The 11,247-nt window shown below is 72.9% G+C and carries 9 protein-coding genes and 1 pseudogene; 3 read left to right on the forward strand and 7 right to left on the reverse strand.

All coding sequences use genetic code 11. The features are described from left to right. Window positions 1-26 precede the first annotated feature (26 nt). On the forward strand, window positions 27-1,412 hold the full coding sequence (locus P1P75_RS34640) for an MFS transporter (RefSeq protein WP_319262989.1): 1,386 nt from the start codon (window positions 27-29) through the stop codon (window positions 1,410-1,412). Between the two features lie 52 nt (window positions 1,413-1,464). Here P1P75_RS34640 and P1P75_RS34645 read toward each other — a convergent pair whose 3' ends face one another. The 4 genes from P1P75_RS34645 to lnt form a co-directional block, all read right to left on the reverse strand. After that, on the reverse strand, window positions 1,465-3,453 hold the full coding sequence (locus tag P1P75_RS34645; protein WP_319262976.1) for a GAF domain-containing protein: 1,989 nt from the start codon (window positions 3,451-3,453) through the stop codon (window positions 1,465-1,467). A 76-nt stretch (window positions 3,454-3,529) separates the two neighbouring features. Next, window positions 3,530-4,330, reverse strand: a complete 801-nt coding sequence (locus tag P1P75_RS34650; RefSeq protein WP_319262978.1) for a 3-hydroxybutyrate dehydrogenase — start codon at window positions 4,328-4,330, stop codon at window positions 3,530-3,532. A gap of 55 nt (window positions 4,331-4,385) precedes the next feature. Continuing rightward, on the reverse strand, window positions 4,386-4,868 hold the full coding sequence (locus P1P75_RS34655; protein WP_319262980.1) for an NUDIX domain-containing protein: 483 nt from the start codon (window positions 4,866-4,868) through the stop codon (window positions 4,386-4,388). Between the two features lie 67 nt (window positions 4,869-4,935). After that, a complete protein-coding gene (lnt, locus tag P1P75_RS34660) occupies window positions 4,936-6,543 on the reverse strand; it encodes an apolipoprotein N-acyltransferase (protein ID WP_319262982.1) in 1,608 nt (535 codons plus the stop codon). Window positions 6,544-6,816: 273 nt separating this feature from the next. Here lnt and P1P75_RS34665 point away from each other — a divergent pair, with 273 nt between their 5' ends. After that, a complete protein-coding gene (locus tag P1P75_RS34665; RefSeq protein WP_319262991.1) occupies window positions 6,817-7,833 on the forward strand; it encodes an O-antigen ligase family protein in 1,017 nt (338 codons plus the stop codon). A gap of 16 nt (window positions 7,834-7,849) precedes the next feature. Here P1P75_RS34665 and P1P75_RS34670 read toward each other — a convergent pair whose 3' ends face one another. Then, a complete protein-coding gene (locus P1P75_RS34670; protein WP_319262984.1) occupies window positions 7,850-8,404 on the reverse strand; it encodes a hypothetical protein in 555 nt (184 codons plus the stop codon). A 113-nt stretch (window positions 8,405-8,517) separates the two neighbouring features. Next, complete coding sequence (locus tag P1P75_RS34675) at window positions 8,518-9,303, reverse strand: aspartate/glutamate racemase family protein (protein ID WP_319262985.1); 786 nt, start codon at window positions 9,301-9,303, stop codon at window positions 8,518-8,520. Between the two features lie 57 nt (window positions 9,304-9,360). Between P1P75_RS34675 and P1P75_RS34680 the strand changes: the two genes are divergently transcribed. Continuing rightward, the gene (locus P1P75_RS34680) at window positions 9,361-10,536 is read left to right on the forward strand and encodes a glycosyltransferase (protein WP_319262987.1); all 1,176 of its coding nucleotides are present in this window, start codon (window positions 9,361-9,363) and stop codon (window positions 10,534-10,536) included. Window positions 10,537-10,554: 18 nt separating this feature from the next. Here P1P75_RS34680 and P1P75_RS34685 read toward each other — a convergent pair. Next, window positions 10,555-11,247, reverse strand: a pseudogene (locus tag P1P75_RS34685) (Tellurium resistance); the annotation flags it as partial.

Here is an 11,247-nt window from a genome sequence, read left to right on the forward strand (position 1 = left end):
CCACCGCACACGAGGAAGTGGCGCACATGGCCTCCGGAACCACCGCTCCCCCACCCCCCGCCAGCCTCAGGCGCATCGTCGCCGCCAGCCTCATCGGCACCACCATCGAGTGGTACGACTTCTTTCTGTACGGCTCCGCCGCCGCGCTGGTGTTCAACAAACTGTTCTTTCCGGGCTCCGACCCGCTCGTCGGCACACTGCTGTCCTTCCTGACGTACGCCGTCGGATTCGCCGCACGTCCGATCGGGGCGTTGGTGTTCGGGCACTACGGGGACCGGCTCGGGCGCAAGAAGCTGCTGGTGCTCAGCCTGCTGCTGATGGGCGGGGCCACCTTCGCGATCGGGCTGCTGCCCACGCACGCGACCATCGGGACCGCCGCTCCGGTCCTGCTGACCGTGCTGCGGCTGGTGCAGGGCTTCGCGCTCGGCGGTGAGTGGGGCGGGGCCGTCCTGCTGGTGTCCGAGCACGGGGACGCGCGGCGGCGCGGGTTCTGGGCCTCGTGGCCGCAGACCGGGGCGCCGGCGGGGCAGTTGCTGGCGACCGGAGTGCTCTCCTTCCTGACCGCCGTGCTGTCGGACGCCGCCTTCGGCAGCTGGGGCTGGCGGATACCGTTCCTCCTCTCCGGTGTACTGGTGATGGTCGGTCTGTGGATTCGTCTCTCTGTCGATGAATCCCCGGTCTTCAAGGAGGCGTTGGCCCAGGCCGAGGCCCGCAGGGCGGCGGATGCCGGCGCCGTCGAGAAGATGCCGCTCGTGGCGGTGCTGCGGCACCACTGGCGTGACGTACTCATCGCGATGGGCGCGCGCATGGCGGAGAACATCTCCTACTACGTCATCACGGCGTTCATCCTGGTGTACGCGACGACCTCGGCCGGCGTCTCCCGCCAGACCGCCCTCAACGCCGTGCTCATCGCCTCCGCCGTGCACTTCGCGGTGATCCCGGCCTGGGGCGCGCTGTCCGACCGGGTCGGCAGGCGTCCCGTCTACCTGGTGGGCGCGGTCGGCATCGGCCTGTGGATGTTCCCCTTCTTCTCGCTCATCGACACGGGCGGCTTCGGAAACCTCATCCTCGCCGTGACCGTCGGACTGGTGCTGCACGGCGCCATGTACGCGCCGCAGGCCGCCTTCTTCTCCGAGATGTTCGCGACCAGGATGCGCTACTCCGGCGCCTCCATCGGAGCCCAGTTCGCCTCCGTCGCGGCAGGCGCTCCGGCACCGCTCATCGCCACCGCCCTGCTGGCCGACTACGGCGATTCCACCCCGATCGCCCTGTACGTGATCGCCGCGTCCCTACTGACGATCGTCGCCGTGTGTGTGGCCAAGGAGACCCGCCACCGCGACCTGGCCGAGATGGACACCACCGCCGGGGTGGCGGACAGGGCGGCCCGGACGGAGGACGCCGGCGTCCTCTGATCCCGGTCCGTGTGCCGGGCTGACCCATCCGTGCCTCCTGGGAGGGCGGGGGTCAGCTCGGTATCCGGGCCGCCAGCCGTTGGAGCCGCAGGGCGAGTTGGATCTCCAGGGCGCGGGCGGGACTCTGCCAGTCCTCGCCGAGGAGGCGGGCGACCCGCTCCAGGCGCTGGGCCACGGTGTTGACATGGACGTGGAGGTCGTCCTTGGTGCGGGCCGGGCTCATCCCGCACGCGAAGTACGCGTCGAGGGTGCGGACCAGATCGGTGCCCCGCCGTTCGTCGTAGGCGACGACCTCGCCGATGGTGCGCTCGACGAATCCCGCCACGTCCCGGTCACCGGCGAGCAGCAGGCCCAGGAAGCCGAAGTCGTCGGCGGCCGCCCCGTCACCGCAGCGGCCGAGCAGTCGCAGGGCCTCCACGCAGCGGCGGCCCTCCCCGTAGGCGGCGACCACCGCCTCCGGGCGGGCCGCGGGGCCCCGCACGGGGGCGGAGGCACCGACGGTGACCGCCTCGTGGACGGCGGTGCCCAGATGACGGGCGGTGCGGTGGGCCAGCTCCGTCGCGGAGTCGCCCGGCGCCAGCGGCAGGAGCAGGACGGTGCCGCCGTCACGGGCGGCGGCCAGGCCGTGCCGGGTCGCGGCGAGATGGGAGGCGGCGGACCACAGGCGCCGTCGGGCTGCCGCCTCCTGGTCTGCGTCGGCGGAGTCGGCCTCCAGCCGTGCGGCGAGGACGACATGGGTGGCGTCGAGGTCGGCACGCAGCCGGGAGGCACGCTCGCGCAGTATGCGCGGGTCGCGGTCGCGGGCGTCGAGCAGATCGTCCAACAGCTCACCGCGGACGCGCTGTTCGGCCTCGGCGGCGGAACGCCGGGCGAGCAGCAGCAGAGAGGTGACCATGGCGGCGCGCTCCAGCGTGCGCTGGTCGACGGGGTCGAGGCCGGGATGCCCGCGCAGGACGAGGGCGCCGAGGAGTTCGCCTCCCGCGGTGACTGCGGCGATCCAGTCGTCCTCGTGCCGCACGGCGTGGCCCTCGGCACGGGAGGTCTCCAGGGCCTCGGCCGGGGTCGCGCCTGCCTCGGTGAACTGGACGGCACCGGCCAGCACCTGGGAGACGGCCGCCGCCACGTCGTGCACCCCGCCGCCGCGCAGGACGAGTTCGGCGAGCCGGTCGTGGACGTCGGAGGCGCGCTCGATGACGGCGCTGCGGTCCTGGATGATCTCGTTGGCGCGCTCCAGGCCGGCCAGGGCCGCACGCGTCTCGGTGAGCAGGTTGGCGGTGTCGATGGCGGCCGCGGCCAGGGCGGCGAAGGACCCGAGCAGGGCGATCTGCTCGCGCTCGAAGACCCGGGCGCGACGGTCCGCGGCGAACAGCACGCCGATCACGTTCGCCCCCAGCATCAGCGGGACACCGAGGATGGCCACCAGGCCCTCGTCGTGCACACCCGCATCGATGGTCATGGTGTGCCGGAAGCGGTCGTCGCGGAAGTAGTCGTCGGTGACGTACGGACGGGCCGTCTGGGCGACCAGGCCGCCGAGCCCCTCCCCCATGCCGAGGCGCAGCTGCTGGAAGCGGGCGGCGACGGAGCCCTCCGTGACCCGCATGTACGTGTCGCCGCGGACCGGGTCATTCAGACTGAGGTAGGCGACGTCTGTGCCGAGCAGGGAGCGCGCCCGCTGCACGATGGCCTGGAGGACGGCGTCGACGTCGCGCAGGCCCGCCAGGTCGTGGGCCGTCTCGAAGAGCGCCGACAGCTCCGCCTCCCGCCGACGGCGGCCCTCCAGCTCCGAGCGCACCCGCAGGGCGAGCAGTTTGGCCTGTTCGAGCGCGGCGATCCGCTCGGCGGGCAGCCCCTCGGCGCGGGCGAGCAGCACCGGCCGTTCGTAGTCCTCGGACGACGCGCCGCGGGCGAGCAGCTCCAGGAACGGCGCCTCGGCACCACCGGTCACGCCACCGGTCACGCCGGGGGCCGGCTCGGCGCGGCGCACGGCGGCCTCGGCATCGGTGACGGAGCGCTCGACCGGCTCCACGTGATCGCGGGACATGCTCACAGGATTCCTCATGACCGGGCCGGCCCGTCAGGCCTGTGGAAAACTCCGGACCGGCCGGTCGCCGGGCAGGTCAGTGCGCGGTCCAGCCGCCGTCCAGGACCAGGGAGGTGCCGGTCACGAAGGACGCCTGGGGGCCGCACAGGTAGGCGACGGCCTCGGCGACCTCCTCCGGTTCGATGAGCCGCTTGAGCGCGCTGTCCCTCAGGAGCACCTCGGCCAGGACGCGCTCCTCGGTCAGGTCGTGTGCCCGTGCCTGGTCGGCGAGCTGCTTCTCCACCAGTGGGGTGCGCACATAGGCGGGGTTCACGCAGTTGGAGGTGACGCCGTGCGGCGCGCCTTCGAGAGCGGCGGTCTTGGACAGCCCCTCGAGCCCGTGCTTGGCGGCCACGTACGCCGACTTGTAGGGCGAGGCGCGCAGTCCGTGGACCGAGGAGACGTTGATGATGCGGCCCCACCCCTGGCCGTACATGTGGGGCAGGGCGCCGCGGATGAGCCGGAACGGCGCTTCCAGCATCACCGTGAGCACGGTGTGGAAGACGTCCGGCGGAAACTCCTCCAGCGGCCGTACGAGCTGCAGCCCGGCGTTGTTGACCAGGACGTCGGTGCCGGCGGCGGCGAGTTCGGCGGCGTCGAGGTCCGTGAGGTCCAGGACGTGCGGCTCGACGACGCCCGCCAGGCCGGTGGCGCTCTCCATGAGCGCCTCCAGACCCGTCGCGTCCCGGTCGACCGCCCGCACCTTGGCCCCGGCGGCCGCCAGCCGCAGCGCGCAGGCGCGGCCGATACCGCCGGCGGCGCCTGTGACGAGGGCGGTGCGACCGTGCAGGTCGACGGAGGGGGCGAAGGGACCAGGGGCGGAGTGGGGCTTGGTCATGTCTGCGACCTTAGGCAACGCCAGAACCTCACCCCATGTGGTCAACCCCCACACTTCAGCTGGAACTCATGGAGTCGAACCATGTGGGCTCGTCCGACAGCGCCTGCTTGATCCGGAACAGCGCGAATTCGTTCAGGTCGGGCAGGGCGTCCACCGCGAACCACCCCACCTCCAGTGACTCGTCGTCGTTGACGCGGGCCTCACCGCCCACGGCACGGCAGCGGAACGTGATGTCCATGTACTGGCAGACGTCACCGTTGTCGTACGTGACCGGTTCCGGTGCGGCCTGGACGAGGACGACGCGTTCGACGACGCACCGCACGGCGGTCTCCTCGAAGACCTCCCGCACGGCGCAGACGGCCGGCTGCTCACCGGGGTCGGGAATGCCGCCGATCACCGCCCACTTGCGGGTGTCCGAGCGACGGCCCAGCAGCACGCGGCCCTCGTCGTCGAAGACGAGGGCCGTGACGCCGGGCAGCCACAGCAGATGGTGGCCGGCGACGGCGCGGAGCTCGCGGATGAAGTCAGGAGTAGCCATGGACCGACCCTAACGAGCCGGTCCGGCCTCGCCGCGCGCGTGGGGGACGCGCTCGGCGGGCGTACGGCTACACGCCACCGGCGCGCCGCCCGCGCATCCCGGCTCCGATCGCCCATCCCAGCCCGCCCGCGGCGACGAGCAGCAGGGCGATCTCGGGCAGGATGCCCAGCTTCGTGGCCGGGGTCTCCGAGGAGCGCAGCGGGACCTTCTGGACCAGGGAGTCCGCGACGAACATGCCGGTCTTCTGGGTGATCTTGCCGTCCGGCATGATGATCGCGCTGACCCCGCTGGTCACCGGAACGGTGACGGTCCGGCTGTGCTCGACGGCCCGTACGCGTGACATGGCCAGCTGCTGGTAGGTCATCTCGCTGCGGTCGAAGGTGGCGTTGTTGCTGGGCACGGAGATGATCTGCGCGCCATGGGTGACGGTGTCGCGCACGGCCCAGTCGAAGGCCGCCTCGTAGCAGGTGGCGAGGCCGACCTTGGCGTCGCCGAAGTCGAACACGCCGGGCTCACTACCCCGGCTGAAGTCCTGGCGGACCATCGAGGTCCATTCGTCGTTGATGGCGCCGATGAGCGAGCGCATCGGGAGGAACTCGCCGAACGGCTGGACCTGCCGCTTGTCGTAGGTCTGGGTCGCACCCTTCTCCGGGTCCCAGAGGATCTGCTCGTTGTAGAGCTTGCCGTCGCGCTCGACGACGCCGCCGACCGAGATGGGGGCGTCGATCGCCTCGGCCGCCTGCTCGATGACGGCGGAGGCGTCGGGGTTGGCGAAGGGGTCGATGTCGGAGGAGTTCTCGGGCCACAGCACGAAGTCGGGCTGGGCCTTTTTGCCGGCCTTGACCTCGGCGGCCAGTCGCTCCGTCTCGCGCGCGTGGTAGTCGAGGACGGCCCGGCGCTGGGAGTTGAAGTCCAGTCCGAGGCGGGGCACGTTGCCCTGGATGACGGCGACCGTCGCGGTGCCGCTCTCCGCCTTGTCGCTGACCAGCGAGCGGGCTGCCACGGCCGAAAGGACCGGGACGGCCATGCTGATCAGGGCCACAGCGGCGGCCGATCGCCGCACCGCGCGCGTACGGCGCCACCGCAGTCCGAGCCGGACGGCCTCGCCGAGACCGAACCCGCACAGGACGACCGCGAAGCCGAGCACCGGGGTGCCGCCCAGCGCGGCCAGCGGAAGGAAGACGCCGTCCGCCTGGCCGAACGCGATCTTGCCCCAGGGGAAGCCGCGGAATGGCACGCGCGCCCGTGCCGCCTCGCCGGCGATCCAGACCGCCGCCGCCCACACCGGCCAGGCAGGCAGCTTCGACACCGCGGCGACGCCCGCGCCGACCAGCGCGACGAAGACCGCCTCGATCACCACCAGCGCGATCCAGGGGCCGGGGCCCACCTCGACGCCCGTCCACACCAGCAGCGGCAGCAGGAAGCCGAGGCCGAAGAGGTATCCGAGACCGAGTCCCGCCTTCCAGCCACGGCCACGCAGCACCCAGCCGAAGAGGGCGAAGGCGGGCAGGGCCAGCCACCACAGGGTGCGTGGCGGGAAGCTGACGTAGAGGAGCACTCCGGAGAGCGCCGCGGTGGCTGCCGGGACGAGCCGCAGGAGCCGTGCGCCGCGCGCGGGCGCGGTCGGGGGCTCCTGCTGGTCCTGCCGGTCCACGGAAGTTGCGGTGACGGTCACTCGGGGAGTGTACGGCGGGTCACCTTTTGGCCGACAGTACGGTCCACGCGGCGGTCCGCGGTACCGCCCGCACGACTCGTGCCCAAACCGCCCGCCAGCCGTTACGGTGTGGCAGTGCTCCTGTCGCGTGGGGCGGCCGGGGAGGGTTTTCACGGTCCTGGCGCGACCGGGTTCGGGGGCGGTGTGGGGTCCAGGAGGATGACGTCCGCGGGCGGTGAGTCCGCTCCTGACGGGCCCGGCGAGAGACGAATCGTTTCTGACGCCGTGGGTGTGGTGGTGCTCGGGGCCTGCGCCACCTGGTCCCTGATCACCGCGGCCGTGCACGGCGGTCGTCCCGAGGGCGTCCTGCTCGCGGTGCTCGCGGTGACCGCCGGTTACGCGGCAGGCCGGATCCTCGGAGAGCTGCTGCCCGTCGCCGCCCCCTGTGCGGCGGCTGTGGCCGGGCTCTCCCTGACGCTGGCGCTGCCACGGCTCCTTCCGGGACCCGAGACCGTCACACCGCTGGGCCACGCGGGCGCCACCGCGGCGGTGCTCACCCTGTCGGCCGGCGCCGCCTGCTGTGCGGCCTGGGCCACCCCCGCGCCGGCACTGCGGCTCGGGCTGCGGCTGCTGGCCGGTGGCATGGCGGTGGCCGGTGCGGCGCTGGGTTCGGCCATCGCGATGGTGACCTGCGCCGCCGTCCTGCTGTGCTCGCTGGCCGCCGGCCGGATGCCCCACCGCGGTCGCGGCCTGGCGGGCCTGGCCCTGGCCGCCGCCGCGGTCACGGGCCTGACCTGGGCGACGGCGGGGCGCGCGCTTCCCGGCGGGCTCGCCTCCTCGGTGGAGGACCAGCTCACGCCCCGCCGGATCGAGCTGTGGCGCGACGCCCTGGACCTGGCGCGGCACGACCCGGCCCTCGGAGTGGGACCGGGTCGCTTCGCCGAGCTGAGCCCGACAGCGGTGCACACCACCCTCTCCGACGGCAAACCGCATTCCGCGCCGCTGCAGATGGCGGCGGAACAGGGCGTCGTCGGCGTGCTGCTGCTGGCCGCGGCCTTCTGCTGGATGCTGTTCGCCCTGTGGCACGCCGTACGTCCGACACCTGTCGTGCTGAGCGCGGGTGCCGCGCTGACGGGTCTGGCGGCCGTCGCCGCGGTCGGCAACGCGCTGAGCTTCACCACGGTCTCGGTCGGCGCGGGTCTTCTGGCGGGTCTGGCCACCGCCCGTCCCGTCGAACCGGCGCCGCGCCCGGCCTCCTCCCGTTCCGGCAGGACGGCTCTGCGCTCCCCCGGCGACCGTCCGGCCGCCTGAACCGCCGCCCGAGGACCTACGGTCTCTGTGTCACGTCGGGCGTGCCCTGCCGCAGCCGGGCCCTGATGACCCGCACGGCGGACTCGGCGTCGTCCACGGTGATCGTGAACGTGTGTCCGTCCCAGAGCCGCAGCACCACGCCCTCCCCGCGCCGTACGACGACCGCTGTGCCCTTCTCGGGGCGCCAGCGGTAGCCCCAGCCGCCCCAGTGCCGTGGAGTGACGTGGGGCTCGAAGTCGGCACCGGCGACATGGGACAGCGGGATGCGGCGGCGCGGCAGGCCGATGTGCCCGCAGCGCACTTCGAGGGATTCCTTGTCGAGTCTCAGGTCGACGTGGACGAAGGCGAGGGTGCCGAACAGGACGAGCATGCCCGCGGCGATGCAGCCGACCACGGACATGACGAGCGGCGCGATCGCGGACGTCCACGCGGACACGACCGCCAGTTCGATACCGAGCGCCACGCAGGCGGCCCCGACGAGCGCGAGCAGCCACTGGAAGCGGTTGGTGGCCCGCCCGTGCCACTCGTCGGGGTGCGGGGCGGCCTCCTCACGGGGGTGGTGGTCCCTCATATTCATGAGGTTACTCAGGTTTCGCTCCGCCGGTATCGTGTCGCGCAGGGTGACTGGGCCGGCCGGCCGTCGGGCGGGGAGCGGACCGCGCCCGTGCGCCCGGTGATCTCCGGTCAGCGGACGGGGCTGGTCTCCTGGAGCAGCCGGCCTTCCGCGTAGGCGAGCGCCGGCGCCGGCAGCGCGCCCTCCCGGCCGCTGAGGATGACGGTCACCGTGCCCAGGGTCTGTGCCCCGGGCTCGGGACGGGAGCCGATGCGGCGCAGCGCCTGGGCGGCCACGGCACCGGCCGATCCGTGCAGGACGAGCGGCGGCCGGCCGGCGCCCTGGACTGCGGCGCGGATGCGCTCGGCGACGAGTTCGTAATGGGTGCAGCCGAGGACGACGGTCGTCACCTCGTCGGGGGTGAGGGCGGCGGCCGCGGCGACCGCGGCGTCGATCGCCGCCTCGTCCGCGTACTCGACGGCCTCGGCGAGGCCCCAGCAGGGCACCTCGGTCACGGTGACGCCGTCGGCGAAGTCGTCGATGAGACCGCGCTGGTAGGGGCTGCCGGTGGTGGCGGGGGTGGCCCAGATCGCGACGGGGCCGCCGCCGGCCGCGGCGGGCTTGATCGCGGGGACGGTCCCGATCACCGGTATGCCCGGTTCGAGGCGGACCCGCAGGGTGGGCAGGGCGTGCACGGTCGCCGTGTTGCAGCCGATGATCAGGGCGTCGGGCCGGTGGGCGGCGGCGGCCTCCGCGACGGCGACCGCGCGCGCGGTGAGGTCCTCGGTGGTGCGCGCGCCCCAGGGCATGCCATCGGGGTCGAGGGAGAGCACGAGATCCGCGTCGGGTCGCAGGCGCCGTACCGCGGCGGTGGCCGCCAGCAGGCCGATTCCGGAGTCCATGAGCGCGATCTTCACCCCGCCACGATAGACGATGTGCTCTTGCGGCCCCGTGCGGTGGGGCAGACTGCGCGCGTGAGCGCCGTCGTGTGGATCTCCGCCGTTTCTCTCGCCGCCTGGCTGTGGCTGCTGCTCTTCCAGGGCTTCTTCTGGCGCACGGACGTCCGGCTGCCCGCTCGCGAGGAGCCCGGCGAGTGGCCTTCGGTCTGTGTGGTCGTCCCCGCGCGCGACGAGGCGGCGGTGCTGCCCGCCGGCCTGCCGTCGCTGCTCGCGCAGGACTATCCGGGACGGGCGGAGGTCTTCCTCGTCGACGACGGCAGCTCCGACGGCACCGCAGACCTCGCGCGCGAGCTGGCCCGGCGGCACGGCGGACTGCCGCTGACCGTGGACTCGCCGGGAGAGCCGCCGGCCGGCTGGACGGGGAAACTGTGGGCGGTGCGGCACGGCATCGGGCTGGCGCGCGCGCGTGAACCCGAGTACCTGCTCCTGACGGACGCCGACATCGCGCACGCTCCCGACAGCCTGCGGAAGCTGGTCGCGGCGGCCCGCACCGGGGGCTTCGACCTCGTCTCCCTGATGGCACGGCTGCGGGTGGAGAGTGTGGCGGAGCGCCTGGTCGTCCCGGCCTTCGTCTACTTCTTCGCGCAGCTCTATCCGTTCCGCCGGATCGGCCGGTCCGGGGCGCGGACGGCCGCCGCCGCGGGCGGCTGTGTCCTGTTGCGTACCGAGGCCGCGGGACGGGCCCGCGTCCCGGACTCCATCCGGCACGCGGTCATCGACGACGTGGCGCTGGCGCGGGCGGTGAAGGCGTCGGGGGGCCGCATCTGGCTGGGGCTGGCCGACGGGGTGGACAGCGTGCGCCCGTACCCGAGGCTGTACGACCTGTGGCGCATGGTCTCGCGCAGCGCCTACGCGCAACTGCGGCACCAGCCGCTGCTGCTGCTCGGCACGGTTCTGGGTCTCGCCCTGGTCTATCTGGTGCCGCCCCTTGCCCTGGTCGGCGGGCTCGCCCTCGGCAGCCCGGCCGCCGCGCTGCCAGGAGGCCTCGCGTGGCTGGTGATGACGGGGACGTACATCCCGATGCTGCGTTACTACCGTCAGCCGCTGTGGCTCGCCCCGCTGCTGCCGTTCACCGCCTTCCTCTATCTCCTGATGACGGTGGATTCCGCGGTGCAGCACTACCGGGGGCGCGGCGCGGCGTGGAAGGGCCGCACCTACGCCCGTCCGGACGCGGTGGCCGACGAGGGCTGAGCCGGCGCGTCCGGCGGCCTACTTGCGGCCCGGCGTCCAGTTCATCCCCCAGCCGTAGGCGTGGTCCACGGTCCGCTGCGGGCTCACTCCGCGCTCGGGCACCAGATAGCGGGCCTCGCGCTGGACGACGAGGTCGTCGCCGGTGCGGGTGATCAGCGCGAGTGCGCACACGGTCGACGGGACGGTGCACTCGTCCAGGGAGAAGTCGATGGCGGCGCCGAACTGCGGCTGCAGGGTCACTGTGGCGTGCAGGTCGGCGAAGGAGCGCGCGCCCTGGTAGATGGTGACGAAGACGAGGACACGCCGGAAGTCGTTCTTGTGGTCGAGGTTGACGGTGAGGTTCTCGCCGCTGGCCACGGCACCCGTGCGGTCGTCGCCGTCGAGGAGGATGTACGGCGGCTGGTGCAGGGCGCCGAAGGCGTTGCCGAGGGCCTGGACGACTCCCTTGCGTCCGTCGGCCAGCTCGAACAGGGCGCACAGGTCGAGGTCGAGGTCGTTGTGGTGCGCGACCGCCCGGCCGAGCTTGCTGCCCCACCCGGAGAACTGCTGGTGGATCTGCCAGTTGAGGTTCACGCGCAGGGCGCCCGAGGTGCCGCCCTGCTTGGTGAGCGAGACCGAGGGTGCGGCCTTGGTGAGCGTCACCTTGGAAACACATCGGCACCTGCCGACAAACGAGAAGTGCAGCTCGCGGGGAGGTGCGACAAAAAGCAA

Origin of the sequence: Streptomyces sp. ID05-39B (assembly GCF_033794725.1) — a bacterium.
GTDB classification, from domain to species: domain Bacteria; phylum Actinomycetota; class Actinomycetes; order Streptomycetales; family Streptomycetaceae; genus Streptomyces; species Streptomyces bobili.